The 26,898-nt window shown below is 67.2% G+C and carries 23 protein-coding genes and 2 pseudogenes; 3 read left to right on the top strand and 22 right to left on the bottom strand.

All coding sequences use genetic code 11. The annotated features are described in order from the left end of the window. The first annotated feature begins 129 nt into the window (after window positions 1-129). Window positions 130-1,314, top strand: coding sequence for an MFS transporter (locus NJG22_RS19615; RefSeq protein WP_253096854.1), 1,185 nt, complete (start codon window positions 130-132; stop codon window positions 1,312-1,314). A 107-nt stretch (window positions 1,315-1,421) separates the two neighbouring features. Here NJG22_RS19615 and NJG22_RS19610 read toward each other — a convergent pair whose 3' ends face one another. The 15 genes and pseudogenes from NJG22_RS19610 to NJG22_RS19540 form a co-directional block, all read right to left on the bottom strand. Continuing rightward, entirely contained in the window at window positions 1,422-3,236 is a 1,815-nt protein-coding gene (locus tag NJG22_RS19610) for an ABC transporter ATP-binding protein/permease (RefSeq protein ID WP_253096844.1), read from the bottom strand. Window positions 3,237-3,559: 323 nt separating this feature from the next. After that, the gene (locus NJG22_RS19605; protein WP_217848591.1) at window positions 3,560-3,760 is read right to left on the bottom strand and encodes a formate dehydrogenase subunit delta; all 201 of its coding nucleotides are present in this window, start codon (window positions 3,758-3,760) and stop codon (window positions 3,560-3,562) included. After that, a complete protein-coding gene (gene fdhF, locus NJG22_RS19600; RefSeq protein WP_253096842.1) occupies window positions 3,757-6,633 on the bottom strand; it encodes a formate dehydrogenase subunit alpha in 2,877 nt (958 codons plus the stop codon). The genes NJG22_RS19605 and fdhF overlap by 4 nt, the downstream gene beginning before the upstream one ends. After that, window positions 6,630-8,174, bottom strand: coding sequence for a formate dehydrogenase beta subunit (locus NJG22_RS19595; protein ID WP_253096840.1), 1,545 nt, complete (start codon window positions 8,172-8,174; stop codon window positions 6,630-6,632). Before NJG22_RS19595 ends, fdhF begins: the two co-directional genes overlap by 4 nt. Further along, window positions 8,168-8,653 carry a formate dehydrogenase subunit gamma gene (locus NJG22_RS19590; RefSeq protein WP_253096837.1) on the bottom strand — a complete coding sequence of 162 codons (486 nt, stop codon included), beginning with the start codon at window positions 8,651-8,653 and terminating at the stop codon, window positions 8,168-8,170. The genes NJG22_RS19595 and NJG22_RS19590 overlap by 7 nt, the downstream gene beginning before the upstream one ends. Window positions 8,654-8,986: 333 nt before the next feature. Further along, window positions 8,987-9,412: a DUF1289 domain-containing protein gene (locus NJG22_RS19585; protein WP_253096834.1), complete on the bottom strand. Its 426-nt coding sequence runs from the start codon at window positions 9,410-9,412 to the stop codon at window positions 8,987-8,989. Window positions 9,413-9,438: 26 nt separating this feature from the next. Further along, a pseudogene (locus NJG22_RS19580) lies at window positions 9,439-9,807 on the bottom strand (ribonucleotide-diphosphate reductase subunit beta); the annotation flags it as partial. A gap of 18 nt (window positions 9,808-9,825) precedes the next feature. After that, window positions 9,826-10,024, bottom strand: a pseudogene (locus NJG22_RS19575) (phenylalanine--tRNA ligase beta subunit-related protein); the annotation flags it as partial. A gap of 110 nt (window positions 10,025-10,134) precedes the next feature. Beyond that, window positions 10,135-11,292 (bottom strand): glutathionylspermidine synthase family protein, encoded by a 1,158-nt coding sequence (locus NJG22_RS19570; protein ID WP_253096829.1) that lies wholly within the window; start codon window positions 11,290-11,292, stop codon window positions 10,135-10,137. Window positions 11,293-11,295: 3 nt separating this feature from the next. Further along, entirely contained in the window at window positions 11,296-12,048 is a 753-nt protein-coding gene (locus NJG22_RS19565) for a DUF1190 domain-containing protein (protein WP_217848606.1), read from the bottom strand. Between the two features lie 25 nt (window positions 12,049-12,073). Beyond that, window positions 12,074-12,499, bottom strand: a complete 426-nt coding sequence (locus NJG22_RS19560; RefSeq protein WP_134690110.1) for a DUF350 domain-containing protein — start codon at window positions 12,497-12,499, stop codon at window positions 12,074-12,076. A 12-nt stretch (window positions 12,500-12,511) separates the two neighbouring features. After that, window positions 12,512-13,171 (bottom strand): DUF2491 family protein, encoded by a 660-nt coding sequence (locus tag NJG22_RS19555; protein ID WP_253096826.1) that lies wholly within the window; start codon window positions 13,169-13,171, stop codon window positions 12,512-12,514. A 219-nt stretch (window positions 13,172-13,390) separates the two neighbouring features. Then, window positions 13,391-14,092, bottom strand: a complete 702-nt coding sequence (locus tag NJG22_RS19550; RefSeq protein ID WP_253096823.1) for a PspA/IM30 family protein — start codon at window positions 14,090-14,092, stop codon at window positions 13,391-13,393. Between the two features lie 17 nt (window positions 14,093-14,109). Continuing rightward, the gene (locus tag NJG22_RS19545; protein WP_217848612.1) at window positions 14,110-14,724 is read right to left on the bottom strand and encodes a YjfI family protein; all 615 of its coding nucleotides are present in this window, start codon (window positions 14,722-14,724) and stop codon (window positions 14,110-14,112) included. 85 nt (window positions 14,725-14,809) lie between these two features. Next, a complete protein-coding gene (locus tag NJG22_RS19540) occupies window positions 14,810-15,115 on the bottom strand; it encodes a DUF2388 domain-containing protein (protein WP_253096820.1) in 306 nt (101 codons plus the stop codon). Between the two features lie 191 nt (window positions 15,116-15,306). On the opposite strand from NJG22_RS19540, the gene NJG22_RS19535 reads away from it, so the two are divergent. Beyond that, on the top strand, window positions 15,307-16,098 hold the full coding sequence (locus tag NJG22_RS19535) for a MipA/OmpV family protein (RefSeq protein ID WP_253096817.1): 792 nt from the start codon (window positions 15,307-15,309) through the stop codon (window positions 16,096-16,098). Between the two features lie 24 nt (window positions 16,099-16,122). Here the strand turns inward: NJG22_RS19535 and NJG22_RS19530 are convergent, their stop codons facing one another. The 3 genes from NJG22_RS19530 to NJG22_RS19520 all read right to left on the bottom strand — a co-directional run bounded on the left by NJG22_RS19530 (window position 16,123) and on the right by NJG22_RS19520 (window position 19,216). After that, the gene (locus NJG22_RS19530) at window positions 16,123-17,409 is read right to left on the bottom strand and encodes an ATP-binding protein (RefSeq protein ID WP_253096815.1); all 1,287 of its coding nucleotides are present in this window, start codon (window positions 17,407-17,409) and stop codon (window positions 16,123-16,125) included. Continuing rightward, window positions 17,410-18,117, bottom strand: coding sequence for a winged helix-turn-helix domain-containing protein (locus NJG22_RS19525; RefSeq protein ID WP_253096858.1), 708 nt, complete (start codon window positions 18,115-18,117; stop codon window positions 17,410-17,412). It abuts the gene before it with no gap. 184 nt (window positions 18,118-18,301) lie between these two features. Continuing rightward, window positions 18,302-19,216 carry a LysR family transcriptional regulator gene (locus NJG22_RS19520; RefSeq protein ID WP_253096812.1) on the bottom strand — a complete coding sequence of 305 codons (915 nt, stop codon included), beginning with the start codon at window positions 19,214-19,216 and terminating at the stop codon, window positions 18,302-18,304. Window positions 19,217-19,360: 144 nt separating this feature from the next. Between NJG22_RS19520 and lysA the strand changes: the two genes are divergently transcribed. Continuing rightward, a complete protein-coding gene (lysA, locus tag NJG22_RS19515; protein WP_253096809.1) occupies window positions 19,361-20,596 on the top strand; it encodes a diaminopimelate decarboxylase in 1,236 nt (411 codons plus the stop codon). 160 nt (window positions 20,597-20,756) lie between these two features. Here the strand turns inward: lysA and NJG22_RS19510 are convergent, their stop codons facing one another. From NJG22_RS19510 to kdpB, 4 genes are all read right to left on the bottom strand, one after another. Next, window positions 20,757-21,449: a response regulator gene (locus NJG22_RS19510; RefSeq protein WP_217848763.1), complete on the bottom strand. Its 693-nt coding sequence runs from the start codon at window positions 21,447-21,449 to the stop codon at window positions 20,757-20,759. Continuing rightward, window positions 21,446-24,100 (bottom strand): sensor histidine kinase KdpD, encoded by a 2,655-nt coding sequence (locus NJG22_RS19505; protein WP_253096806.1) that lies wholly within the window; start codon window positions 24,098-24,100, stop codon window positions 21,446-21,448. Before NJG22_RS19505 ends, NJG22_RS19510 begins: the two co-directional genes overlap by 4 nt. Before the next feature lie 156 nt (window positions 24,101-24,256). Then, window positions 24,257-24,820, bottom strand: a complete 564-nt coding sequence (gene kdpC, locus NJG22_RS19500; protein ID WP_253096804.1) for a potassium-transporting ATPase subunit KdpC — start codon at window positions 24,818-24,820, stop codon at window positions 24,257-24,259. A gap of 13 nt (window positions 24,821-24,833) precedes the next feature. Next, a complete protein-coding gene (gene kdpB, locus NJG22_RS19495) occupies window positions 24,834-26,888 on the bottom strand; it encodes a potassium-transporting ATPase subunit KdpB (protein ID WP_253096801.1) in 2,055 nt (684 codons plus the stop codon). Between the last annotated feature and the right edge of the window lie 10 nt (window positions 26,889-26,898).

Here is a 26,898-nt window from a genome sequence, read left to right as displayed (position 1 = left end):
GAACTGTCTGGTGTATTTGCTCATGTGAAACGCCCCTGAGGTTGGATTTTTGTCCAACATCAGGGGCGCAGTTCAGGGATTGCGCATGGCATCGGCTACAGTGAAGGCGACGCCATCCTCGAGACCAACATGCCCAACCATCACTCCATCCCCCGAAGCGTCTGGGCCCTGGGCTGGGTCTCGCTGCTCATGGACATCTCCTCGGAGATGATCCACGCCCTGCTGCCCCTGTACATGGTCGCCGTGCTCGGCACCTCGGTGCTCGCGGTGGGCCTGATCGAAGGCATCGCCGAAGCCACGGCGTCGATCACCAAGGTGTTCTCCGGCGCCCTCAGCGACCGCCTGGGCAAGCGCAAGCTGCTCACGGTGATCGGCTATGGCCTGGCCGCCGTGAGCAAACCGGTGTTTCCCCTGGCCTCAGGTCTGGAATGGCTGAGCGCCGCGCGCTTTGTCGACCGTGTCGGCAAGGGCATCCGCGGTGCACCGCGAGATGCGCTGATCGCCGACATCACCCCGGCCGCACTGCGTGGCGCGGCGTTCGGCCTGCGCCAGGCATTGGATACGGTGGGCGCGTTCATCGGCCCGCTGTTGGCGATCCTGTTGATGTGGCTGACCGCCAGCCATTTCCAGGCAGTGTTCTGGGTGGCGGTGATCCCGGCGTGCCTGGCCGTCTACGTGCTGGTGGCGTTCGTCCGCGAGCCCGACAGCGTCAGCGCAAGCCCGGCGCGCGCGCCGCTGGCACTGGGTGATCTGACACACCTGGGCGCAGGTTATTGGCGGCTGGCGGCCCTCGCCACGCTGTTCACCCTGGCGCGCTTCAGCGAGGCTTTCTTGCTGCTGCGCGGCCAGGCCCTGGGCCTGCCGGCCTTGTGGGCGCCTGGGGTGCTGGTGGTGATGTCATTGGCGTTCTCGCTGTCGGCCTACCCCGCCGGGGCGCTGTCGGACCGGGTCGGGCGGCGCGGTGTGTTGATGGCCGGGCTGGGCCTGCTGGTGATGGCCGACCTGGCCCTGGCATGGCTGCCGGGCTGGCCAGGCCTGGCGCTGGGGGTGGGCCTGTGGGGGCTGCACATGGGCTTTACCCAGGGTATCTTCGCCGCGCTGATCGCCGATCATGCCCCGCCGCACTTGCGCGGCACGGCATTCGGGGTGTTCAACCTGCTGACCGGGATCGCGCTGCTGCTGGCCAGCGTGCTGGCCGGCGGGTTGTGGGACTGGCTGGGCTATCAGGCCACCTTCATGGTGGGAAGCCTGTTCGCCTTGGCCACCTTGGCAGGGCTATGGTTGACTCCCGCTCGGCCACCCTGCGAGTCGTAAGAGACCGCGGTGCCTGGCACCGGCGACGCCGGTGTTCGCCAGCAAGGCCGGCTCCTACAGCATTTAAAGCCTGCTTCAGCCTTGCTGGCGAACCGAGCGCCGTGGGATCAAGCTGGCGCTTGAACCCCTTGTTGTTGCAACAGCGCCCAGCCCCCCTGCCCGTCCACTTCCAGCCGATGGGAATGAAACCCCGCCAGCGTACTGCGGTGCCCGACGCTGACCAGCAGGCTGTCCGGCATCTCGCGGCGCAACAGCCCGTACAGCGCATGCTCCAGCCCCTCATCCATGGCCGAGGTGGATTCGTCGAGGAACACCACCTGCGGCCGGTTGAACAGCACCCGGGCAAAAGCCAAGCGCTGTTGCTCGCCGATCGACAGGATGCGCGACCAGTCGCGCTGCTCGCCGAGGCGCTCGACCAAGTACGCCAGGTTGACCTGCGCCAACGCTTGCTGCATGCGCCCATCGTCCGCCGGCAGGCCATTGGCCGGGTAGGCGATGGCAGTGCGCAGGTCGCCCAGGGGCAGGTACGGGCGCTGGGCGAGGAACAACGCTTGCTGGCCCAAGGGTCGGCGCACTTCACCTTCGGCATAGGGCCAGAGCCCAGCCAGGGCGCGCAGCAAGGTGGTCTTGCCGCTGCCCGAGGGTCCCTTGATCAGCAGTGCCTGACCGGCCTGCAGGTTCAGGTGCAGGTCCGCGATCAGCGCGTGCCCATCCGGACGCAGCACCTGCAGCCCCAGGATATCCAGGGCATGGGCCTGCTCGACGGTACTCACCCGCGGCAAGCCGCCGGCCTGCTGGTTGGCATCGAGGAAGCCGGTCAGACGGTCGAGGGTGGCGCGGTACTGGGCGAAGGTATCGTACGACTCACGGAAGAACGACAGCGAATCCTGCACCTGGCCAAACGCCTGGGCAGTCTGCATCACATCGCCCAGCTTGATCGCGCCACTGAAGAAGCGCGGCGCCTGGAGGATGAACGGGAACACCACCGCCACCTGGCTGACACCCAGGTTGAAACCACTGAACTTGAGGTTTCTGAACACCAGCGCCCAGGCATTGCCGATCAAGGTGAAGAAACGGCCCAGCAAGGTGCCGCGCTCTACCTGCGCGCCCTGGTAGAAGGCGATGTTCTCGGCATTTTCGCGCAGGCGCATCAACGCGTAGCGGAAGTTGGCGGTGAACTTCTCGTTGAGGAAATTCAGGCGAATCAATGGCTGGCCGAGGCGGAAGGCGATCCAGGTGGCGATCAGCACATAGACGTACACGGCGAACACCATCGCCCGGGGGACTTCGACGCCGGCCACCGCCAGCGGCGCCGACAGCCCCCAGAGAATGCCGGTGAAGGCCACCAGCGACACCAGCGCGCTCACCGCCCCCAGCGCCAGCGACACCGAGCCGGTGACGAAGGCATTCACATCCAGCTCGATACGCTGGTCGGGGTTGTCCACCGGTTCGGCGAGAAACTGCCCACGGTAGTAGGCATCGCCGTGCATCCAGTCGGCGGTCAGGCGCTCGGTGAGCCACACCCGCCAGCGGATGTTGAACGCCTGGGTAACATAGAAGGTGAACAACGAACGCAGGACATGGATGCTCGCCAGCACCGCGAACACCCCGAGCAGGTACCAGAACGCGGTCTGGTCCAGGGCCTGCAGGGCGCTGTAGAAGCCGTTGTACCAGAATGAGAACAATACGTTCAGGCGCACCGAGAACAGCGTCAGCACCAGCAGCAAGGCGAAGGCCAGCAACGGGCGCCAACTGCGCCGCCAGCTGAAATAGGGCCCGGCCAACTGCCAGAACTGGGCGCCCCAGCGGGTATGGCGCACCGCCAGCAGCGCGCAGACAGTGAAGCAGACGAGGGTGATCGATGAGGCGATTGCCAGCCAGCGCAGGCTCTCTTGCAAGGCCTGGTGCCAGTTCATGTCCATGGTGGGTTTTCCGTGACGGTGTTTTTGCGAGCGTAGCACCGGGCCTGGGATAACCCGGCAAAGATGACGGACTTTTCATCTTGCCTCGCCAGGCAGGGCCTGGGCGTCGATAATCGCCGGACCACCGTTATCCGGGATCGCGCCAAGCACAGCCGTTGCGCCACGGCCACGACCATGCCGCCCTGGTCGCGCTGGACAGCCTCGCGCGCCTGCCAGTGTTCGCCGGCAAGCCGGCGCCTACACGCTATCCCGCCCCAGCCCTGTAGGAGCCAGCCTTGCTGGCGAACCCGCCAACGCGGTAGCAGCCGGTAGCCGGTGAACGGCTACAACGCCTCCCGCACCTTCGGATCAAGCCCCTCCCCGGCATGGGCCTCGACCCACGCGGCCAACTGCCGGCGCATCGCCGGCGTCCAGAAGCTCTGCAGATGCTGCCTTACCCCCTGCACCGCCTTGGCATGATCCGGCTCGCTGTCGAAGTAGTGGGCAATCTGGTTGGCCATCTTGACCAGGTTGTCACTGCTCATCGACGCACCTCCACCTTGTCTGCCTGGCGCCGCTGCTCGAGCAAGCGCCGCTGTTCATCGCTGAAATGCTGGTAGCGCTGCTGCCACTCCGAGGGCTGGAACACCTTCACCACCTCCACCGCGGTGACCTTGTACTCCGGGCAGTTGGTGGCCCAGTCGGAGTTGTCGGTGGTGATCACGTTGGCCCCCGACTCGGGGAAATGGAAAGTGGTGTACACCACCCCCGGTGCCACCCGGGCGCTGACCTTGGCGCGCAACACGCTCTGCCCGGCGCGGCTGCCCACACCGACCCAGTCGCCATCGGCGATGCCGCGGCTCTCGGCATCGCTGGGGTGGATCTCCAGGCGGTCCTCGTCGTGCCAGGCGACGTTGCCGGTGCGCCGGGTCTGGGCGCCGACATTGTACTGGCTGAGAATGCGCCCGGTGGTCAGCAGCAGCGGGTAGCGGCTGTTGACCTTCTCGTCGGTGGGCACGTAGCCGGTGAGCATGAAGCGCCCCTTGCCGCGTACGAACTGGTCGATGTGCATGGTCGGCGTGCCATCGGGCGCGGTGTCGTTGCAGGGCCATTGCAGGCTGCCGAGGCGCTCCAACTCGGCGTAGCTGACCCGGTGGAAGGTTGGGGTCAGGCGGGCGATCTCGTCCATGATCTCGGACGGATCGCGGTAGTGCATGGGGTATCCCAAGGCACCGGCCAGGGCCATGGTGGCCTCCCAGTCGGCCTTGCCGGCCAGTGGCTGCATCACCTTGCGCACCCGCGAGATGCGCCGCTCGGCGTTGGTGAAGGTGCCGTCCTTTTCCAGGAACGAGCTGCCGGGCAAGAACACATGGGCGAACTTGGCCGTCTCGTTGAGGAAGATGTCCTGCACCACCACGCACTCCATCGCCAGCAACGCGGCGGTGACGTGCTGGGTGTTGGGGTCGCTCTGGGCGATGTCCTCGCCCTGGCAGTACAGCGCCTTGAAGCTGCCGTCCAGCGCGGCCTCGAACATGTTGGGAATGCGCAGCCCCGGATCGGGTTGCAAGGTCACGCCCCAGGCCTGCTCGAACTCGGCGCGCACGCTCTGGTTGGAAATATGCCGGTAGCCCGGTAACTCATGGGGGAACGAGCCCATGTCGCACGAACCTTGCACGTTGTTCTGCCCGCGCAGCGGGTTGACCCCCACCCCCTCGCGGCCGATGTTGCCGGTGGCCATGGCCAGGTTGGCGATGCCCATCACCGCGGTGCTGCCCTGGCTGTGCTCGGTCACGCCAAGGCCGTAGTAGATCGCCGCGTTGCCGCCGCTGGCATACAGCCGTGCGGCGGCGCGGATCTGCTCGGCGGGCACGCCACACAGCGGGCCAAGCACCTCGGGGGCGTTGTCCGGCTGGGCGACGAAATCGCGCCAGCGAGCGAAGTCCTCGGTCTCGCAGCGAGCGTCGATGAAGCGCTGGTCGAGCAGGCCTTCACTGACGATCACATGGGCCAGGGCGTTGAGCATGGCCACGTTGGTGCCCGGGCGCAGCTGCAGATGCAGCTCGGCGCGGGCGTGGGGCGAATCGACCAGGTCGATGCGCCGCGGGTCGATGACGATCAGCCGCGCGCCCTGGCGCAGGCGGCGCTTGAGCTGCGAACCGAACACCGGGTGGGCGTCGGTGGGGTTGGCGCCGATCACCAAGATCACGTCGGCTTGCATCACCGAATCGAAGCTCTGGGTGCCGGCGGATTCGCCGAGGGTTTGCTTGAGGCCATAGCCGGTGGGCGAATGGCAAACCCGCGCGCAGGTGTCGACGTTGTTGTTGCCAAAGGCGGTGCGCACCAGCTTTTGCACCAGGTAGGCCTCTTCGTTGGTGCAACGGCTGGAGGTGATGCCGCCAATCGAATCGCGCCCGTACTTGAGCTGGATGCGCCGCAATTCACTGGCGGCGTAGTTCACCGCCTCGTCCCAGCTGACTTCCTGCCACGGGTCTTGCAGGCGCTTGCGGATCATCGGCTTGGTGATGCGCTCCGGGTGCGTGGCGTAGCCCCAGGCGAAGCGCCCCTTGACGCAGGCATGGCCGTGGTTGGCGCCGCCGTTCTTGTCCGGGACCATGCGCACCAACTGGTCGCCCTTCATCTCGGCGCGCAGCGAGCAACCCACGCCACAGTAGGCGCAGGTGGTGATCACCGCACGCTCGGGCTGGCCGAGCTGGATCAGGCTTTTTTCGCTCAGGGTCGCCGTCGGGCAGGCCTGCACGCAGGCACCGCACGACACGCACTCGGAGTCGAGGAAGTTGTCACCGCCCGCCGCCGCCACCCGCGAGGCGAAGCCGCGGCCGCTGATGGTCAGGGCGAAGGTGCCCTGGATCTCCTCGCAGGCGCGCACGCAGCGGCTGCAGACGATGCACTTGCTGGGCTCGTAGTCGAAGTACGGGTTGGACACGTCCTTCTGTTCGGCCAGGTGATTGGCGCCGTCGTAGCCATAGCGCACCTCGCGCAGGCCGACCTGGCCGGCGACGGTCTGCAGCTCGCAATTGCCGTTGGCCGCGCAGGTCAGGCAGTCCAGCGGGTGGTCGGAGATGTACAGTTCCATCACGTTGCGGCGCAGGTCGGCCAGGCGCGGCGTCTGCGTGCGCACCACCATGCCCTCGCCCACCGGCGTGGTGCAGGAGGCCGGGTAGCCGCGCATGCCGTCGATCTCGACCATGCACATGCGGCACGAACCGAAGGCCTCGAGGCTGTCGGTGGCGCACAGCTTGGGGATGCTGGTGCCGAGCATGGCCGCGGCACGCATCACCGAGGTGCCGGCGGGCACGCTGATCGGGCGGCCGTCGATGACCAGGCTGACCTGCACGTCGCTGACCCGCTCGGGGGTGCCCAGGTCGATGTCGCTGCGGGGGTCGAAGTAGTTGATCATTGCGCGGCCTCCAGGCCGAAATCGGCGGGGAAGTGCTTGAGGGCGCTGGCTACCGGGTAGGCGGTCATGCCGCCCATGGCGCACAGCGAGCCGTATTGCAGCGTGTCGCACAGGTCGCGCAGCAACGCCGCCTGGTTTTGCCGGTAGGCCGGGTCGGTGCTGGCGATGAGCCGGTCGACCACCTCCACGCCACGGGTCGAGCCAATCCGACAGGGCGTGCACTTGCCGCAGGACTCCTCGGCGCAGAACTGCAGGGCGAAACGGGCCATGCTGGCCAGGTTCAGGCTGTCGTCGGCCAGCACCACGCCACCGTGGCCGAGCATGGCGCCGATGGCGGCGAAGGCCTCGTAGTCCAGCGGCGTGTCGAACTGATCAGGCGGCACCCAGGCGCCCAGCGGGCCGCCGACCTGCGCCGCCTTGATCGGCCGGCCACTGGCGGTGCCGCCGCCGTAGCCTTCCACCAGTTCGCGCAAGCTCAGGCCGAAGGCACGCTCCACCAGCCCACCGTGACGGATATTGCCAGCCAGCTGGAACGGCAAGGTGCCCAGCGAGCGACCCATGCCGAAGTCGCGGTAGAACGCCGCACCGCGGGCCAGGATAATTGGCACCGAGGCCAGGGTCAGCACGTTGTGCACCAGCGTCGGCTGGCCGAACAGGCCCTCCAGCGCCGGCAGCGGCGGCTTGGCGCGAACGATGCCGCGCTTGCCCTCCAGGGACTCGAGCAACGCGGTTTCCTCGCCGCAGATGTAGGCACCGGCGCCGACCCGCACTTGCAGATCGAAGGCCACGCCCTTGCCGGCGACATCCAGGTAGCCCGCCTCGCGGGCCAGCAGGATGGCTTCGTTCAAGCTACGCACCGCGTCCGGGTACTCCGAGCGTACATAGATGTAGCCCGTGTTCGCCCCCACCGCGAGACCGGCGATGATCATGCCTTCGATCAGCAGGAACGGGTCGCCCTCCATCAGCATGCGGTCAGCAAAGGTGCCGGAGTCGCCTTCGTCGGCATTGCACACCACGTACTTCTGCCCGGCCTGGGCCTGGCGCACGGTGCGCCACTTGATGCCCGCCGGGAACGCCGCGCCGCCCCGGCCACGCAGGCCCGACTCGAGCACCGCGGCGACCACCTCGTCGGCGTCCAGCACGCTGGCCTGGCGCAGCCCCTCGAAGCCGCCGTTGGCCTGGTAGTCGTCCAGGGACAACGGTCGGGTGATGCCGGCGCGGGCGAACAACAGGCGTTGCTGGGTCTTCAAATAAGCCATTTCCTCCACCGGCCCCAGCGCCAGCGGGTGGCCTGCGGCGTTGCCGGCCAAGGCATCGAGCAGACCGGGCACGTCCTCGACGGTCACCGGGCCGAAGCCCTGGCGACCCTGCTCGCTCTCCAACTCGATCAACGGTTCCAGCCAGTACAGGCCGCGGGCGCTGGTGCGCTTGATATGCAGCGGCAGCTGGCGGCGGGCGGCTTCGGCGAGCAAGGCCTCGGCCACCTGGTCGGCGCCGACGGCCCGGGCCAGGGAGTCGCAGGGAATGCACAAGTTCAACATGCCTTCACCTCCTCGCGGCAGCCGGCCACCAGGGCACGCAGGCGTTCGGGGGTGACCCGGGCGTGCAACTGGCCATCGAGCTCGAGCGCTGGCGAGCAGGCACAGGCGCCCAGGCAGTAGACCGGGCGCAGGTCGAGCGCACCGTCCGCGCTGCGGCCATGGTCATCCAGCCCCAGTTGTTCACGCAGTTGCGCGGCCAGCGCCTCGGCGCCGCGGCTCTGGCAGGACTCGGCGCGGCACAGGCGCAAGGTGTGGCGTGCCGGCGGGGCGCTACGGAAATCGTGGTAGAAGCTGATCACCCCGCGCACCTCGGCCTGGCTGAGGTTGAGGGCATGGGCGATTTCGCCGACGGCGCTGTCGGGAATGTAGCCGGCGCCGGCCTGGATGGCGTGGAGGATCGGCAGCAGCGCGCCGGGGCTGTCCTTCTCGCGGGCCAGGACGCGCTGGATCAGGGGCAGGTGGTTCGATTCATCAGGCATACAGCAGACCTCGGCAACCCGGCCCGGCCCTTGTGACGGGCCAGCGTCCGGCGGTGTTCAGCTGCGGTGCCCGCGCACGTCACGGTGGCGCGGTGCGGGCACCCTCCTTGCCGCTGGCCGGGCGTCTGGGCGCGCTCGGTCCACGGGCATCCCCAGAGCATGGCAGGTCTGGCGCGGTTGGGTTGCACGCGGGCGACCAGGCGCGTCCTGAAACCGACCCCGAGTGAACTAGGCGAGAGGGTGGCCGGCAAGGCCGGCTCCTACGCCAGTTGCGACTGCAATACCTGTAGGAGCCAGCCTTGCTGGCGAACCAGGCGACACGGTGAAGCGCACCTATGCCGTTGATGCCTGCACCGCCAATTGGAAGAAGGCCTGGTCCAACACGTCCCTGAGCTCGTCCAATGGCAACGACGCCACCGCAGGCAGCACGCCGATACCATAATCCTCGAGCGCCGTGATGACCCTGGCGCCGCGCCGGATCACCTCATAGGCGCAATGATGCACGAACGCACGCGAGCCGCCATGCACTCCCAACACCCTGGCGCCGGCCAGCAGGCGCTCGACATCGATCACCTCGCAGCGGCCCTGCATCGCCTGCGCCAACCAGCCATCGAGCCGTCGCATCACCGCCTCCTTGCGTGCTTCGTCGTAGCCGTTCCAGGCGATGATCTCGGCATCGTAACGCTTGCAGCCACGGCACACCGCATCGCCATACACCGTCGAACACAAGCCGATGCAGGGCGTCTTTATCCGGTTCATGGGCCTCTTCCCCGGCGTGCTCGCCATCAATCCCACGACAGCGCGCCGCCGGTCTGGTACTCGATCACCCGGGTCTCGAAGAAGTTCTTCTCTTTCTTCAAGTCCATGATCTTGCTCATCCACGGGAACGGGTTCTCCACCCGCGGGTACTGCGCCTTAAGCCCGATCTGGGTCAGCCGGCGGTTGGCGATGAACTTCAGGTAGTCCTCCATCATCGCCGCATTCATGCCCAGCACCCCGTGGGGCATGGTGTCCCGGGCGTATTCGGTCTCCAGCTGGGTACCTTGCAGGATCATCTGCGTGGCTTCTTCCTACAGGGCCAGGTCCCACAGGTGCGGGTTCTCGATCTTGATCTGGTTGATCGCGTCGATGCCGAAGTTCAAGTGCATCGACTCGCAGTAGAAGAAGATGCCGCGCCAGACCACCTCCCCGGCGGCGGGCGCTTCATGTACCAGCGCGCCCTCCTTGTAAGGTGTCGAAACACTCGCTGCCATCGGCCAGCACCAAGCGCGGCACGCCGACATAGGCCTGCAGGTTCTCGCCGCCGACCGGCACCGCATAGGCCAGGCTGATGGCGTTGTACAGGTCGACAAGCGGGTCGATGGATGGCAGGACAGGTTGCATCGGGTCTCTCGCACGGGCTGAAAAACGCCATGCTGACGGCCCTTGAAGGTGAGGAAAAGTGATATCTCCTTACCCTGTATAAGCCCCGCTGATTGCGCTCAATCCACCACCACGTGGGGCAGGAAGCGCGAGCTGTCCTTGGTGATTAGCGTGTCGTCCTCGCGGATACCGATCCCCGAGGCCAGGTCGCCGATGACCCAGGCACCGATCAGCGTGTAGCTGTCGCCGAACTTCGGCAAGGGGGCAAAGCCCTGCAGGATGTAGGGTGCATCGTCATAGGGCCCATCCTCGAACACCCGCTGGTCGTCGACGGTGCGGATATCCACGTTGGCCCCCTCGCGGGAGAAGTACGGCTTGCGCACCCAGCCCTTGGGCACCGAGCGGCGCGGGTCTGCGTCGAGGAACGCCGGCAGCAGGTTCGGGTGCCCTTGGTGCCACTCCCACAACAGCGGCAGGATGCCTTTGTTGGAGATCAGCGCCTTCCACGCCGGTTCCACGAACTGGGTGTCGCACCCGGCGATGGCCTGGCCGAAATCCTCGTGGAAGATGTGCTCCCAGGCGTGCAGCTTGAACAGGCGCCGGATCGGCCGCCCGTCAAGGTCGACGAAACGCCCCTCGTGGTTCAGGCCGATATCCTCCAGGTCGATGTGCCGGGTGCTGATACCCACGTGCCCGGCCATCTTGCGCAGAAAATCGGTGGTACCACGGTCTTCGACGGAGCCGGCGATGGCCGAGAAGTAGAACGGGCTCTCCCGCTCGAAGGCGCCGAAGGCCCGTACCAGGTCCTCGGCCAGGCTGTTGAACTGGCTGGCATGGGCCGGCAGCACGCCGCGCTGGATCTGCTCTTCCAGCCAGATCAACTGGAACGCCGCCGCCTCGTACAACGAGGTCGGCGTGTCGTAGTTGGCCTCGATCAGCTTGGCCGGGCCGCTGCCGTCGTAGCTGAAGTCGAAACGCCCATACAGATGCGGCTGGCGCTCGTGCCACGAACGGCGCACCAGGTCGAAGAACGCCGGCGGGATCGCCAGGCGGGTCATCAGCGCCTCGCTGTCGACGATGCGCGCCACCGCGTCCAGGCACATGGCGTGCAGTTCCTGGGTGGGCGCCTCGAGGTCACGGCTGACCTGGGCCTCGCTGAACTGGTAGTAGCCACGCTCGTCCCAGTAGCGCTCGCCCTCGATGGTGTGGAAGGCAAAGCCTTCGCGCGCGGCAGTGGCACGCCAGTCCGGGCGTTCATCGCAAAGGACCTTGCGCATGTCTCAACCGCCGAAGCTGAAGCCGCCGCTGCTCTTGCCGCCCCAGCCACTGCGCGCAGTGGCCTGGCTGCCGAAGCCGCCGCGGGAGATCGACGAGGACACGCTGGAGCGGGTCGAGGTGCTGGATTTGTAGTTGCGCCCGCTGCTGCTGCCAGAGTAGTAGCTGCCATAGCTGCCGCCACTTTGCTGGGCCTGGTCGGAGCGTTCGAAACGCTTGCCCTGGTCGATCTGCTGGCCAAGGGTGGTGCTGCGGTAGCCGCCGCTGCTGTCACGGTACTGGTAGACCGGCTGCGAATAGTACTGGCGGTTGCCGCCGCTGAGCACCTGGCCAAGCAGCAGGCCGGTGAGCAGGCCGTTGAAGTTGCTGCCGCCGCTGCTGGCCTGGCCGCTGCTTTCGACCTGGGCACGGGCGGCGTCGACCTGGGCTTGGCTGACCTCGCCCGACACCGCCAGTTCGAAGCCGCCCAGGCGTGGCATGTAGCGGCCATCGCTGGTGACCTGGCAGTAGTCCGGCACGAAGTCGGCCTCGCAGGCGGTTTTGTCGGCATAGGTCGGGGCCACGCGGCGGTGGTCGGCCAGCGCCTGCATGTAGGCGTCGGAACACACGTCCACCGGCACCTTGTCATCGACACAGGCCTGGACGGTGGTGTAGTTGCTGCGCTTGCTGACCGTGTAGGTCTCCTCCGGCGCGCTGCACGCGGTGAGCGCCAGCGGCAGGGAGCTGGCCAGCACCAGCTTGACGGAACTGCGTCTCATGAATGGCTCCTTGCGCGCGGACGGCTCAGACCGACGGGGTCATGCAGGCCGAGTTGAGGAAGCCCACGCTGATCGCCACGGCGGCGGCGTAGATCGCGGCGGCCATCTCGCCCTTGGCGATGCGGCTGGCCAGGCCCTTGAGCACCAGGCTGGTGAGGGCGAAGGCGAGCAACTGCACCACCGCGGCGATCACCACCCAGACCACGAAGTCGAGCAGGCTGACGCTGTAGGCGATGATGTTGCTGGCCGGCAGCGAGAAGCCGATCAGCGCGCCGCCCAGGGCGATGGCCGCGGCGCTGTTGTTGTCGCGGATCAGGGCGAACTCGCGGTGCGGGGTGAGGTGCGTGTAGATGAACTGGAACAGCCAGAACAGCACCAGCGCCACGCTGATGTAGAGGATGAAGCCGATCACGGCCTGGGCGTTGAGCGACATGCGAAGCGCGTCGAGCATGGTGAATCCTTGTCAGATGACGTTGAAGTCCGTGGATTGCAGGGTGACACCCACCGAAGTGGTCAGGCTGACATTGCCCTCCTCGTCTTCCTCCACCGACAGCAGGAGGAATTCGCGGCGCTCGGTCAAGCCGGTCTCGCGGGCATACAGCATCGACAGGTGCTGGATGCGGTAGCTGGTTTCCGGGCTGCTGACCCATTCGCTGAGCGGGGTCAGCTCGGTCTGCCCTTCTTCGCTGCCCCATTGGCGGACGAACTCGTAGCCTTCGTGCTCGTAGTACGGCAGGCCGATGTTCGCCTCCGGGCCGACCAGGCGCTTGAGCTCGGCATCACTGGTCACCGGCACCACGCTGTAGTAGCCGAACAGGATGATATCGCGCACATCGTCGGCGCTCGCACCGTTCATCACCACCTGCAGCCAGTAGTCCTCGTCTTCCATGTAGAAGCGCGCCAGGCGCACCGACTGGCCGAGGTCGACTTCACCGACCGCCCAGACCACTTCCTGCTCGGGCACTTCCAGCTCGCTATGGCCATCGAGCAGCAACTTGAGCGAAGGGTCGAGCTTGAGCATGCGCCCGCTACCCAGGCCGAACGGCAGGTTGCCGGTGGCGCGCTGGTTGCTGGCGGCCGGCTTGGGGGCTTCGAAGCCCATGAAGCGTTTCAACCAACCCACGGGGTATCTCCTGGTTGAGGGGATGACGGGACAGCTGCCAAGGCTTGGCCGCTCGCGAACAGGCAGGGCCTGTGGGGGAAAGCGACATTGAAAGTCCCTTGGGTCGCGGCAGTCCTTGGCGGGGGCGACACCATACTGTTTTTCGTGCATGCCGCCAACGGGTTTGCCGCAGGGTCATGCGCTGGCTGGGCCGGCAACAGGGCCGGCCGATTCAGCGGATCACTCCGCCGGTTTCGCCGCCTTGGCCTTCAAGCGCGCCAGCACATCGTCGGCGCCGCTGTTTGTGGCACCGATACCAGCCGCCTTCAAGCGCGCCTCCAGGTCGCTGCCATCGGCCTTGCCGGCCAGCTCGGCCGCCGCTTCCAGCTCGGCTGCGCGCTCGCTCTGGCGCTTCTTGATACGGTCCAGCGAACCCACCGCGGTCTCCAGGCTGCCATTGGCCCCGCCGGTGGCCGACGCCGCGCTCACCTGGGCGCGCTGCACGCTTTCGCGGGCCTTGACCAGGTCGACCTGCTGCTTGAGGCCCTTGATCTGCGCTTCGGTCTTGCTCACGGTGGCGGTCAGGGTGGCGACCGAGGCGCCGAACTGGTCGGCCAGGGCCTGCTCGCTGTCACGCTGGTTGGTCAGCTCGGCGATACGTGCCGCGCACTCATGGGCCAGGCCATCCTCACCCTTGTCCAGGGCGGCGATGGCTTTCTGTTCCCAATCGCCGATGGTCTTGTCGAACTCGCCGATGCGCTGCTGCGCGGTCTTTTGCTTGGCCATGATCTTGACCAACTGGTTGCGCGCGTCGATCAGGTTGTTGTCGGCGTCGCGGATCTCCTGGTCGAGGATGCGCAGGGCTTGGGAATCGACGATAGCCTCACCGACTTCCGAAGCACCACCACGCAGGGCGGTTAGGATCTTTTTCAACAGGCTCATGGTGAATCTCCGGGCAATCAGCGGGTGAAGTAGTCTTCGAAATCTTCGGCGGCGGTGATGACGTTGTCGGCCAGGGTGTGGATCTCCTGGGCGATGTTGTCCAGCGACGAGGCAGCGCTCAGGGCGCCGAACATGGTGTATACCGACTCGCCCGAGGGCAGCCTGTGCAGGCCGATGGACGACAGCGGGAAGACGTCGCGGGTGCGCAGCACCGCATCGTTGAAGGCTGCCGCGTCCTTCACCTGGCTGGCTTCGACCAGCAAGGTGTCGACCAGGATCTGCTCACCGGCCACGGCGATGTACAGCGGCAGGCCGTCCAGTTCGTGCATCACCAGCTTCAGGCTGGGCTCGGCGCCCTGCTGCAGGGACAGGCCGATCGCCCCGTCACGCACCTCGTCCAGGCCCTGCAGGGCGCTGTGCAGCGATTCGATCGTCCAGTGGTTGTGCTCGGTCATGAAATCCTCCGTCCTGACCTGGTTGCCCGCGTGGGGCTGGCGTAATGCTTTCTCGATGCCGCGCAGGGCGGCCGCGTGCTCCGGCAGGATCCACAGCTCACGCTTGACCAGGCCCGCCGCCTTGAGCCGGGCGCGCATGTCGCGCATGTAGTCGGTGGAGCTTTTCTTGCCGGCCATCGAGGAAGAGTCCTTGTCTCACATGTGAGGCACGTTACGCCTGGATTGCGACCTGCGCAAGCCTCACATGTGAGCCAACGACCGTTCAAAGCGCCAGGATCGCCCGGGCCAAGGCCTCGTCCGGCAAGCCTGGCTCATCGAGCACCTGGCGAATCCGCGCGAATGCCGCCTCCATGCGCGCACCGCGAATGGCACCACTGCTGGCAACGAACGCTGCCGCGTCATCCTTGGCCGCCAGGACGATCTTGTCGTCCTTGAACGAACTGCTGGTGCCCTTGCTGGCGCTCATGCTCAGGCTGACGGTCATGTCGGTGGTCATGACGAAACTGGTGGCCTGGGCCTGGCTCACAGCCAGGCAGGTGCCCAGGGCAAACGGATAGAGCAATCTCATGAACGATCTCGCGGTGGCTTGAAGGAAGCGCACCCTAGCAATGACGTTCCGGCGACAACTTCATGAGCTTTGCAAAGGATTGTTAAAAAGTGCGCGTTAACAGTCTTTGACAGTTTCCCGACAAAGCTGCCAAGGATTGCCGCCACCGCGCTCCCTAGCATGGGCACATCCAATCCTCATCGGGTGTCACCATGTCTGTACCGTACCGCTTGCTGTCCCTCTCTTGCGCCTGCCTGCTGCTGGGCGCCAACGACCTGCGCGCCGAGGACTGGCAGTACCGCCTGAGCGCCGGTGTCGCCAATGCCCCGCGCTACAGCGGCGCCAGCGAACGGACCAGCGCGCCGCTGCTCGCAGGCAGCATTACCAGCCCCGCTGGCTTTTTCCTCGATAGCCAAAAAGGCCTGGGCTGGGCCCATGACGGCGAGGCGTTCGCCTTTGGCGTTTATCTGGGCGCCAGTGCCACGCGCAAGGACCACCGCGCAGGCTTCGAAGGTTCGGACAGGCTCGACGGCATGGGCTCGATCAAGTCGCGGCCACTGCTGGGCCTCGACGCGGCCTACCACTTCGGCCCCCTGACGCTGGCCGCCAATTTCGAGCATGCCCTGGAAGAAGACAAGGACGAGCCCGACACCGGCTCGGCCTACAACCACTTGAAACTGAGCCTGGCCATGCAGCTGTACAAGGGCCGCTTCGGCGAGGTGACGGGCGGCGTCAACAGCCAGTTCGGCGACGGCGACTATATGCGCACCTGGTATGGCGTGAGCCAGGCCCAGGCTTCGCGCAGCCAGTTCCGCGCCCATGAGGCCCGAGGCGGCCTGGTCAGCCGCGGCGCCGAGCTGGCCTGGAACCTGCCGTTCGACCAGCACTGGAGCCTGACCACCGTGCTGGCGGCGGACTACCTGAGCAACGACGCCGGCGACAGCCCGCTGGTCGAAAAGCGCCTGCAAACATCAGTGCTCAGCCAGATGACCTACACCTTCTGACCCCTTTCGACCGCCCGGGGCTGTCTAAATCCGGGCCGGCCAGATCATGCGCAAGGACGCGCCCCCACCTGCCGCATCCCCCACCTGCGCCTCCCCGCCATGGGACTGCGCCACCCGCCGCACCAAGGCCAGCCCCAGGCCGAAACCGCCGGTGCGCCGGTCGCGGCTGCTGTCGAGCCGCGAGAAGGGCTCGAAGATCCGGTCGCGCCCCGCCGCCGGCACCCCCGGCCCGTCATCGTCGACCTGCAGCCGGAACTGGCCGTCACTGCATGCCAGGGAAACCTGGATATGCCCTTCGGCATAGCGGATCGCGTTACGCAACAGGTTGATCACCGCCCTGGCCATGAACCGCGGCTCGATACTGAACGTCTCGACGGCGCTCGGCGCCAGGTGAATCTCGATGCCATTGGCCTCAGCCTCCAGGGTCACGCTGGCAACCACGCTGTCCAGCCAGCTGCCGGCCTCGACCGCTTGCAGGCTGATGGCGGCCGCACCGTGCTCCAGGCTGGCGTAGGTGAGCAACTCGGACACCATGTCTTCCAGCTCGCCCAGGTCGGCATACATGTCGCTGATCAGCTGGCGCGCCTTGACCGGATCCTGTTGCTTGCCGAGCTGATCGAGCTCGAAATTCAGGCGCGCGATGGGCGTGCGCAGCTCGTGGGACACAGCGTTGGTCAACTCGCGCTGGTTGGCGATCAGCCCTTCGATACGCGCGGCCATCAGGTCGAAATGCCCCGCCACATCGCTGATGCTCGAGCGCCGCGACATGCGCACCCGTGCCGACAGGTCGTTGTCGCCGAAGCGCTGGGCGGCCAGGCGCAGTTTTTCCAGGTCACGCCAGTGCGGGCGCACCCAGAAGAACAACACCACGCCCAGTAGCAACGCCAGCATCGCATAGGCCGTGGCGATGTAGACCGGCATGAAATTGGGCTCGCGGGGCAGCGTCACGCTCAGCAGTTGCTTGCCGTCATCGATGCGGCTGTACAGCTGGGTGTACTGTTCGCGCAACACCAATTGGCCCTGCGCCAACTGCGCCTGTTCACGCGCGCTCAGCGCCAGCTGGTCGGCGCGCACCAGTGCCAGCCCCAAGCCATAGTCGGGGCGCAGCCGTTCCAGGCGCTGGGCGCGCTGCTCTGCCTGAACCCCGCGCAATTGCTCGACCAGCGCATGCACCGTGCCGCGGAAGGTCTCGCGGCTGGCGGCTTCCATCTGTGGGGCGAGCAGTGCGTCGAGGGTGTGTTCGACGGTCTGCAGCGCCACCACCAGGCCCACCGCCAGGATCAGGTACAGGCCCAGGAACAGGCGCAGCATCTAGCGCTCCCAGGCGAACGGGTTGAACAGGTAGCCCTTGCCCCATACGGTCTTGATGCGTACCGGCTCGCGCGGGGTGTCGTTGAGTTTGTTGCGCAGCTTGCTGATGTACACGTCGACGCTGCGGTTCATGCCATCGAAGTCGATGCCACGCATCTTGTTGAGAATATCGTCACGGGACAGGATCACCCCGGCGTTGTCGGCCAGCAGCTGGAGCAGGTCGAATTCCATGGTGGTGAACTCGAGCGCCTCGCCCTCCAGCGTCACCTCGCGGCACACCGGGTCGATCTTCAGTTCGCCGAACACCAGCGCACCACCTGGGCTGGCCTGCGGCGCATGGCGCCGTTGCAGGGCGCGCAGGCGGGCCAGCAGCACTGGCGGCTTGATCGGCTTGATCACGTAGTCGTCGGCCCCCGACTCAAGGCCGAGGATATGGTCCAGGTCGTCCTCGCGGGCGGTGAGGATCACGATCGGCGTATCGCTCAGGGCGCGGATTTCCCGGCACACCTGCAAGCCATCCTGCCCCGGCAGCATCAGGTCGAGCACCACCATCGACGGCTGGAACTCGACGAACGCCTGGCGTGCCAGGTCGCCGCGATGCACCTCGCGCACCTCGAAACCATGTTGTGAGAGGAAATGCGCGATCAACCCCGAGAGCTTCTCGTCGTCTTCCACCAACAGCACCTTGCCTGGGCTTGAGCCTTCCATCGTCACGCGTTCCGATCCTGAGTACAGAGCCACGCATTATGCCTTCGCGCCGGTGTCGCTACCATGTCAATGCGGCCTGCGCAGCAGGCAACGCAGTGCTTGGCCAGCTGGAGCAACCAGCAGATCGAATGGCCTGGCCGTGGCACCACGAGGCCTTGCAGCAAGTGCGGGACAGCTTGCGCCCTCAGCGCAGGGTCGCCAGGACGGTTTGCATCGCCCGCGCCTGCTCGCGCAGCGCCTGGCAGAACGGCTCGACCACCACCGAGGCTGGGCGGTGCTCGGGCCGGATCAGCATCACCCGGTACGGCACCGACAGGCTCAGGCGGCGCATGGCCAAGCCGCCCTGCTGCGCCTCGAGCCCACTGAGCGGGTTGATGATTGCCACCCCCAGCCCCTGGCGAACCATGGCGCATACCGATGCCGCGCTGGTGGTCTCGATCACCGTGCGGCGGTTCACCCCAGCGGCGCGAAAGTGCTGGTCGAGCTGTTGTCGGTAGGTGTCGAGGCTGGCCAGGTTGATGAAGTCGACCTCGTGGAAGTCGTCCAGCGCCAGCACCGCCTTGGCCTGCAGCGGGTGCCCCTGGGGCAGTACGCAGACCATGTCGGCGTTGAACAGCAGCTCGCCCATTGCCCCCCTGGGCACCTGCTCGACTTCGGTCAGGCCCAGGTCATGCTGCTGGGCCACCAGCGACTCTTCCAACAGCGGCGACTCCTGCGCGGTAATGCTCACGCTGACGCCGCGATGCTGCTGATGGAAGCGCTGGCAGGCCTTGGGCAGCAGGGTTTGCGAGAACAGCGGCAGGCAGGTGATGGCCAGCCGGCCCTGCTCGAAGTTGCGAATGGCCTGGGCGAAACGGTCGATGCGCTCGAGGCCGACGAAGGCACGTTCGACTTCCTCGATCAGCAACAGGGCCTGGGCGGTGGGGGCCAGGCGCCCGCCTTCGCGCTCGAACAGGGTCAGCCCGGTGACCTGCTCCATGCGCGCCAGTTCGCGGCTGACGGTGGGCTGGGAGGTGAACAACAGGCGTGCGGCGCCAGTGACACTGCCGGCGGTGAGGATGGCGCGGAACACTTCGATGTGACGGATGGACAGTTTCACGGTTGACTCTGGGTTGTGGTGGCTAGGCTGGCGCTATAACGACTGGCCTGCATATCAAATATGAATAGCTAGGCCAAGAATAGATATTTTTCTGGATTACCTGATTGCCTCACCATCGGTGCATCGCAAACAAGGAACACCACCATGCCCACCCCTGCCCCGCTCCTGGCCCAGGCCGTCCGCCAACACGGCTCGCCACTCTGGGCCTACGACGCACAGACCATCGGCCAACGCATCGATCAGCTCAAGCAGCACTTCGACAGCGTGCGCTTCGCGCAAAAGGCCAACCCCAACCTGCACGTGCTGCGCCTGATCCGCGAACGCGGCCTGGTGCTCGACGCGGTATCCCTGGGGGAAATGGAGCGGGCCTTCGCCGCCGGCGCTTCGGTGGGCGGTGAGCCGGCAGGCGTGGTGCTGACCTGCGATGTGCTGGACCAGCCGACCCTGGCGCGGGTGGTCGAGACCGGCATCGAAGTCAACGCCGGTTCCATCGACATGCTCCGCCAGTTGGGCGAGCGCTCGCCCGGCCATCGGGTGTGGCTGCGCATCAACCCCGGCTTCGGCCATGGCCACAGCCGCAAGACCAACACCGGTGGCGAAAACAGCAAGCATGGTATCTGGCACGCGCAACTGCCCGAGGCGCTGGCCTGCGTGCGCCAGTACGGCCTGCACCTGGTGGGCGTGCACATGCATATCGGCTCGGGGGTGGACTACCAGCACCTGGAGCAGGTCGCCAGCGCCATGGTCGAACTGATCGGCCAGCTGGGCATGGACATCGAGGCGTTCTCCATCGGCGGAGGCTTGTCCACGCCGTACCGCGATGGCGACCAGCCGGTGGATTTGCAGCGCTATGCCCGCACCTGGGCGCTGGCGCGCACGGAAATCGAGGCGATGCTCGGCCATCCCGTGCGCATGGAGATCGAGCCGGGGCGCTACCTGGTGGCGGAATCAGGCTACCTGGTGGCCGAGGTACGGGCGGTCAAGCAGATGGGCGACAAGCACTACGTGCTGGTCGACGCCGGCTTCAACGATTTGATGCGCCCGGCGATGTACGGCGCCTATCACCGCATGAGCCTGTGCGCCGCCGACGGCCAGGCACTGGCAGGCCCGCTGCAAGCCACGGTAGTGGCCGGGCCGCTGTGCGAGTCGGGTGATGTGTTTACCCAGAACGACCAGGAGCTGACCCCGCAGCAACTGCCCCAGGCCAAGGTGGGTGACCTGCTGGTGATTCACGACGCCGGGGCCTATGGCGCCTCGATGTCGTCGAACTACAACAGCCGGCCGCTGCTGCCGGAGTTTCTGATCGAGCAGGACAAGCTGCGGATGATCCGCCGCCGCCAGAGCGTGCAGGAACTGCTGGCCCTGGAACTGGATATCTGACCCACAAACACACCGCATCCCTTGTAGGAGCGGCCTTGTGTCGCGAAAGGGCCGCGCAGCGGCCCCGGCGTGCTACGCGGCGCAGCTGACATCTGGGGCCGCTACGCGCCCCATCGCGACGCAAGGCCGCGCCTACAGGAGGCGCGGCGCCCTGGCGCTCTCAGGCCGGCGTCACCAGGCGATACCCTACCCCCGCCTCGGTGATGATGAACCGTGGCGCCGTGGGGTCATCGCCCAGCTTCTGCCGCAGGTGCCCCACCACGATCCGCAGGTAATGGGTGTCGTCGACATGGGTCGGCCCCCAGATGTCCTTGAGCAGTTGCTGCTGGGTGATCACCCGCCCCGGGTGCCCGGCCAACTGCGCCAGCAGTGCGTACTCCTTGCGCGTGAGCGCCACCTCGACGCCGTCCAGGGTCACCTTGCGAAAGGCCAGGTCCACCACCAGCGGCCCGAAGCTCGCCACCGCGGCCGCCCCGCTGGCCTGAGGTACCTGGCGCAACAACGCCCGCACCCGCGCCAGAAACTCCTGGATGCCGAACGGCTTGGTCACGTAGTCGTTGGCCCCGCCATCCAGCGCATCGACCTTCTGCACCTCGCTGGCCCGCACCGACAGCACCATCACCGGCACCGCGCTCCATTCCCGCAGCTCGCGCAGCACCTGCTGGCCGTCCATGTCCGGCAGGCCGAGGTCAAGCACCACCAGGTCGGGCTTGCCCAGCGCAGCCTGGGCCAGGCCCTCGCCGCCGCTGGCGGCCTCGAGCACCTTGTAGCCCTGGGACGCCAGGCTGATGCGCAGGAACTTGCGGATCTGCGGCTCGTCGTCGATGACCAGCAAGGTGGCGGCTTGGCTCATGGCGCTTCACTTTCAGTATCGGGTTGGGTTGGCAGCGGCAAGCATAGAGTGATGCAGGTGCCCTGGCCATCGATGCCGTCGCCCACCAGGATGTGCCCGCCATGGGCACCGATCATGCCCTGGCAGATGGCCAGGCCCAGGCCGGTGCCCTGCCCGCCGCGATCGCCACGGGCGGCGGTGTAGAACATGTCGAAGATCTGCGCGCGCTCATCCACCGGAATACCCGGGCCCTGGTCGCTGACGGCGAAGCACAGCTGCTCGTCGCGCACCTGCACCTGCAACGCCAGGCGCCCTTGGGCGGGGGAGAAACGCGCGGCGTTTTCCAGCACATTGACCAGCGCCTGCTCGATCAGCGCGGCATGCACGAACAGCAGCGGCAGCTCGCCCGGAACCTCGGTGTGCAGCCGCAGCGGCGCCAGCACCACGCGTAGGCGGTTCAGCGCGCTGCCGACGATATCGCCGGGCGCCACCCAGTCACGGGCGAGCTTGAGCCCCCCATGGCCCAGGCGGGTCATGTCCAGCAGGTTCTGGATGTAGCGGTCCAGGCGCTCGGCCTCGTCGCGGGTGCCTTCGAGCAGGTCGCGGCGGTCGTCCGCGGGGATCGCCTCGCCCAGCGCCAACAGGCTGTCGATGCTGCCGCGCATCGCCGTCAGCGGCGTGCGCAGGTCGTGGGACACCGAGGCGAGCAAGGCACTGCGCAGTTGCTCGGTTTCACCGTGCAGGCGCGCGGCCTCCAGTTGCTCGCCGAGGCGGGCGCGGGCCAGGGCCTGGGCCAGGGGCTGCGCCAGGGCCATCAGCAGGCGCCGGCGCTGGGCAGTCAACGGCTCGCCGCTGCGCGGGCGCACGCCGAGCAATGCCAGGGGCTGCTCCTCCACCGCCAGCGGCCACCACCACCAGCGGCCATGGGGCAAGGTATCGCTGCCAAAGCCGGCAGCCTGGCCGTGCTGCCAGGCCCATTCGGCGGCGGCGCGTTCGTTGTCGGTGAAAGCCGGGGCGCCGCCGCTGGCCACTTGCAGCAGGCCATCGGCGCTGCGCTCGAGCAGGCATACTTGCACGTCCTGCCAGCCGTCCAGGTGCTGGCCGGCGGCGCTGAATACCGCCTGGCGGTCGGTGGCCACGGTCAGCCGGCGCGACAGGTCGAGCAACTGGTTGGTCTGCGCCTGGGTTTCGCGCAATGCCTGCAACTGGCGGCGCTGGCGCGCGGCCAGGTTGCCGGTGAGCGCGGCCATCAGCAGGAAGAACACCAAGGTCAGCACGTCTTCTTCGCGCTGGATGCTGAACGAGAAGTTCGGCGGGATGAACAGGAAATCGTAGGTCAGGAACGACAACGCCGCGCAAGCCAGTGCCGGGCCCAGGCTGCTGCGCACCGCCACCAGCAGCACGGCGGCGAGGAACACCAGGGAGATATTGGGCAGCGCCAGCACGCTGGACACCGCCCACGACAAACCAGCGGCCAGCACCGTGGCCAGCAGCGCCAGCAGGTAATGACGCCACACCCACACGCGCTTGACCGCCGTGCGCGCGGGTTGCGGCTGGGCGTCGCGGTCGAGCACGTTGATTTCCAGGCCATGGCTTTCGCGCAGCAGGCGGGTCGCCACGCCAGCACCTAGCACCCGTCGGCGCAGCAGATCGCGGGACTGGCCCACCAGCACCAGGCTGGCACGGCGCTCGGTGGCATGCTGGATCAGCGTGCGCGCCACCTCTCCGGCGCGCAGCAGCACCACCTCGCCCCCCAGGCGCTCGGCCAGCTGCTGGGCGGCCTGCAGGCGATGGCGGGCGGTTTCGTCACGCAGCCGGCCGTTGTCCACGTGCACCACGCTCCACGGCAAATGGCGACGCTGGGCAACCCGGCTGGCGTGGCGCACCAGGCGTTCGGCCTGCTCGTCGCCGTCGATGCCGACCAGCAGCCGGCCACGCAAGGCCGGCGCTTCCTGGCCGCGCTGGCGATAACCGCTGGCAAGGTCGGCGTCCACCTGTGCGGCGGCGGTCTGCATGGCCAGCTCGCGCAGGGCGGTGAGGTTGGTCTGGGAGAAATACGCCTCGATGGCCGCCCTCGCCTGCTCGGGCACATAGACCTTGCCCTCGCGCAGGCGCTCGAGCAGCTCGCGCGGCGGCAGGTCGATCAGCACCAGCTCGAAGGCTTCCTGCAACACCCAGTCCGGCAGGGTTTCGCGCACCTGCACGCCGGTGATGTCGCGGACCTTGTCGTTGAGGCTTTCCAGGTGCTGGACGTTGACCGTGGTGTACACGTCGATGCCGGCGGCGAGTAGCTCCTGCACATCCTGCCAGCGCTTGGCGTGGCGGCTGCCGGGGGCGTTGCTGTGGGCCAGCTCGTCCACCAGCACCAGCGGCGGCGCGGCCTTGAGCAGGCCGTCGAGGTCCATTTCCTCGAGGGTCACGCCGCGGTATTCGCAGCGCAGCAACGGTTGCTGGAGCAGGCCGCCGAGCAGGGCCTCGGTTTCGCTGCGGCCGTGGGTTTCGACCACCCCGGCCACCACCTGCACGCCCTGGCGCTGCTGGGCGTGGGCGGCCTGGAGCATGGCGAAGGTCTTGCCGACCCCGGGCGCGGCGCCGAGGAACACCTTGAGCCGGCCCCGGCCTTCGCGGGGCAGGCCGGCCAGCAGCGCGTCGGCGCGGGAGGGGTTGCTCATGTTCGATCCTTAGTTCTCGGCAATATCACGATCCCTGTAGGAGCGGCCTGGTGTCGCGAAAGGGCTGCAAAGCAGCCCCGGCAATTTAAGCGACACCGCTCAGATCCTGGGGCCGCTGCGCGACCCTTTCGCGACACCAGCCCGCTCCTACAGGGGTCAATTCACGGCGAGCGGCGCCAGGCGCTCAAGCGCCTGGTTCAGCGCCAGCACATTGACCACCGGCGGCCCGATCAATGGCCGCAGGGTGGCGTCATTCACCAGCACTTGCAAGCGCTCGACCGGCACCTGCCGCGCTGCCGCCACCCGTGGCAGCTGATAGGCGATGGCGTCCGGCGGCAGGTGCGGGTCCAGCCCGCTGCCCGAGGTGGTCAGCAGCGCCAGCGGCACTGGCCCCTGCTGCGCCTGGTACAGCGCGCTGGCCGCGCCTTCGACGCGCGCGGCCAGGGCCGGGTTGCTCGGCGCCAGGTTGCTCGCGCTGCTGGAGACGGTGGCGTAGTCACCGGCCGAGGGCCGCGACTGGAACCAGCCATCGCCCTTGAACGCCTGGGCGATCAGCGCCGAGCCGCGCACCTGGCCGCGCTCGTCGCGCACCAGGCTGCCATTGGCCTGCTCGGGGAAGGCGACCTGGGCGATGCCGGTCACGGCCAGCGGGTACAAGGCGCCGGTGACCAGGGTCATCAGCAGGATCAGGCTCAGGGCCGGGCGTACGTATGCAGTCATGTTCGTCTCTCCTTCAGACCAGGTGCAGGGCATTGAGCACAACGTCGATCAACTTGATCCCAGCGAACGGCACGAGGATCCCGCCCAGGCCGTAGATCAGCAGGTTGCGCCGCAGCAGGTGGGCGGCGCTGGCGGCCTGCACCCGCACCCCACGCAGCGCCAGGGGGATCAGCACGATGATGATCAGCGCGTTGAACACGATGGCCGAGAGGATCGCGCTCTGCGGGCTGGCCAGGTGCATCAGGTTGAGCACGCCCAGTTGTGGGTAGATGGCAGCGAACAGCGCCGGCAGGATGGCGAAGTACTTGGCCACGTCGTTGGCGATGGAGAAGGTGGTCAGTGCGCCGCGGGTCACCAGCAGTTCCTTGCCCACCTGCACCACGTCCAGCAACTTGGTCGGGTCGCTGTCCAGGTCGACCATGTTGGCGGCCTCGCGGGCGGCCTGGGTGCCGTCGTTCATGGCCATGCCCACGTCGGCCTGGGCCAGGGCCGGGGCGTCGTTGGCACCGTCGCCGCACATGGCCACCAGGCGCCCGTCGTTCTGCTCCTGGCGGATGCGCGCCAGCTTCTTCTCCGGGGTGGCTTCGGCAAGCACATCGTCGACCCCGGCCTCGGCAGCGATGGCGGCGGCCGTCAGCGGGTTGTCGCCGGTGACCATCACGGTACGAATGCCCAGCTTGCGCAGCTCGGCGAAGCGCTCGCGGATGCCGGGCTTGACCACGTCCTTGAGGTGGATCACGCCGAGCAGGCGCTGGTCGACACACACCAGCAACGGCGTGCCGCCGCTCTGGGCGATGCGCTCCACTTCACGGGCCAGGGCGGCGGGCAACTCCAGGCGTTGCAGGCCGCAGAAGGCCAGCACCGCATCGACGGCGCCCTTGCGGTAGCGGCGCTGCTGGAAGTCGATGCCCGACAGCCGCGTTTCGGCGCTGAAGGCGATGGCTTGGTACTGGCTGGCCGCGGGCTCGTCGAAGTCATGCAGTTGACGCAGGTACTCGACGATCGACTTGCCCTCGGCAGTGTCGTCGGCCAGCGAGGCGAGCAAGGCGCCCGCTCCCAGCTCCTTGGCGGTCACGCCCGAGGCTGCGTGCAGGGCGCTGCAACGGCGGTTGCCGAAGGTGATGGTGCCGGTCTTGTCGAGCATCAGCGTGTGCACATCGCCGGCTGCCTCCACCGCGCGGCCGGAACGGGCGATCACGTTGAGGCGCACCAGGCGGTCCATGCCGGCGATGCCGATGGCCGACAGCAGGCCGCCGATGGTGGTGGGGATCAAGGTCACCAGCAGCGCGGCGAGGAAGATCAGCGGCAGCTCACCGCCGGCGAAGCGGGCGAACGGCTGCAGGGTCACCACCACGATCAGGAAGATCAGGGTCAGGCCGATCAGCAGGATGTCCAGGGCGATCTCGTTGGGGGTCTTCTGCCGCTTGGCGCCCTCGACCAGGGCGATCATGCGGTCCAGGGTCGACTCGCCCGGGTTGCTGGTGATACGAATCAGCAACCCGTCGGAAACCAGCCGGGTGTTGCCGGTGACAGCCGAGCGGTCGCCGCCGGACTCGCGGATCACCGGGGCGGACTCGCCGGTGATGGCCGCCTCGTTGACAGCAGCGATGCCTTCGAGCACCTCGCCGTCACCGGGAATCAGTTCACCGGCCACCACGCGCACCACATCATCCTTGCGCAATTGAGTCGCGACAACGGTTTCGAAGCTGCCGTCGTGCTTGCGACGCTTGGCAGTCAGGCCCTGGCTGCCGGCCTTGAGGCTGTCGGCGCGGGCCTTGCCGCGGCCTTCGGCCAGGGCTTCGGCGAAGTTGGCGAACAGCACGGTGAACCACAGCCAGACAGCGATCTGTACCGCCACGGCGGTGCTCACGCCGCTGCCAGGGGCGAAGCACAGCACGGTGGTCAGCACGGCGGTGAGGGCCACCACCAGCATCACCGGCGAGCGCTTGAGCTGGCGCGGGTCGAGCTTGACGAAAGCCTGCACCAGCGCCGGGCGCCACAGCGCGGCGAAGCGGGTCTGGTCCTTGGCGCTATGACGCGCCTTCACGTCTGCAATGGGCATGTTCATGGTGTATTCC

It is taken from the genome of Pseudomonas sp. VA159-2 (assembly GCF_024126635.1).
Lineage (GTDB): Bacteria > Pseudomonadota > Gammaproteobacteria > Pseudomonadales > Pseudomonadaceae > Aquipseudomonas > Aquipseudomonas muyukensis.
This window is presented reverse-complemented; position numbering and strand designations above follow the sequence as displayed.

What these genes read in the sequence shown, in the direction of transcription:
- NJG22_RS19615 (WP_253096854.1), top strand. Translation starts at nt 130, where the DNA reads ATGCCCAACCATCACTCCATCCCCCGAAGCGTCTGGGCCCTGGGCTGG.
- NJG22_RS19610 (WP_253096844.1), bottom strand. Translation starts at nt 3,236, where the DNA reads ATGGACATGAACTGGCACCAGGCCTTGCAAGAGAGCCTGCGCTGGCTG.
- NJG22_RS19605 (WP_217848591.1), bottom strand. Translation starts at nt 3,760, where the DNA reads ATGAGCAGTGACAACCTGGTCAAGATGGCCAACCAGATTGCCCACTAC.
- fdhF (WP_253096842.1), bottom strand. Translation starts at nt 6,633, where the DNA reads ATGATCAACTACTTCGACCCCCGCAGCGACATCGACCTGGGCACCCCC.
- NJG22_RS19595 (WP_253096840.1), bottom strand. Translation starts at nt 8,174, where the DNA reads ATGTTGAACTTGTGCATTCCCTGCGACTCCCTGGCCCGGGCCGTCGGC.
- NJG22_RS19590 (WP_253096837.1), bottom strand. Translation starts at nt 8,653, where the DNA reads ATGCCTGATGAATCGAACCACCTGCCCCTGATCCAGCGCGTCCTGGCC.
- NJG22_RS19585 (WP_253096834.1), bottom strand. Translation starts at nt 9,412, where the DNA reads ATGAACCGGATAAAGACGCCCTGCATCGGCTTGTGTTCGACGGTGTAT.
- NJG22_RS19570 (WP_253096829.1), bottom strand. Translation starts at nt 11,292, where the DNA reads ATGCGCAAGGTCCTTTGCGATGAACGCCCGGACTGGCGTGCCACTGCC.
- NJG22_RS19565 (WP_217848606.1), bottom strand. Translation starts at nt 12,048, where the DNA reads ATGAGACGCAGTTCCGTCAAGCTGGTGCTGGCCAGCTCCCTGCCGCTG.
- NJG22_RS19560 (WP_134690110.1), bottom strand. Translation starts at nt 12,499, where the DNA reads ATGCTCGACGCGCTTCGCATGTCGCTCAACGCCCAGGCCGTGATCGGC.
- NJG22_RS19550 (WP_253096823.1), bottom strand. Translation starts at nt 14,092, where the DNA reads ATGAGCCTGTTGAAAAAGATCCTAACCGCCCTGCGTGGTGGTGCTTCG.
- NJG22_RS19545 (WP_217848612.1), bottom strand. Translation starts at nt 14,724, where the DNA reads ATGGCCGGCAAGAAAAGCTCCACCGACTACATGCGCGACATGCGCGCC.
- NJG22_RS19540 (WP_253096820.1), bottom strand. Translation starts at nt 15,115, where the DNA reads ATGAGATTGCTCTATCCGTTTGCCCTGGGCACCTGCCTGGCTGTGAGC.
- NJG22_RS19535 (WP_253096817.1), top strand. Translation starts at nt 15,307, where the DNA reads ATGTCTGTACCGTACCGCTTGCTGTCCCTCTCTTGCGCCTGCCTGCTG.
- NJG22_RS19530 (WP_253096815.1), bottom strand. Translation starts at nt 17,409, where the DNA reads ATGCTGCGCCTGTTCCTGGGCCTGTACCTGATCCTGGCGGTGGGCCTG.
- NJG22_RS19525 (WP_253096858.1), bottom strand. Translation starts at nt 18,117, where the DNA reads ATGGAAGGCTCAAGCCCAGGCAAGGTGCTGTTGGTGGAAGACGACGAG.
- lysA (WP_253096809.1), top strand. Translation starts at nt 19,361, where the DNA reads ATGCCCACCCCTGCCCCGCTCCTGGCCCAGGCCGTCCGCCAACACGGC.
- NJG22_RS19510 (WP_217848763.1), bottom strand. Translation starts at nt 21,449, where the DNA reads ATGAGCCAAGCCGCCACCTTGCTGGTCATCGACGACGAGCCGCAGATC.
- NJG22_RS19505 (WP_253096806.1), bottom strand. Translation starts at nt 24,100, where the DNA reads ATGAGCAACCCCTCCCGCGCCGACGCGCTGCTGGCCGGCCTGCCCCGC.
- kdpC (WP_253096804.1), bottom strand. Translation starts at nt 24,820, where the DNA reads ATGACTGCATACGTACGCCCGGCCCTGAGCCTGATCCTGCTGATGACC.
- kdpB (WP_253096801.1), bottom strand. Translation starts at nt 26,888, where the DNA reads ATGAACATGCCCATTGCAGACGTGAAGGCGCGTCATAGCGCCAAGGAC.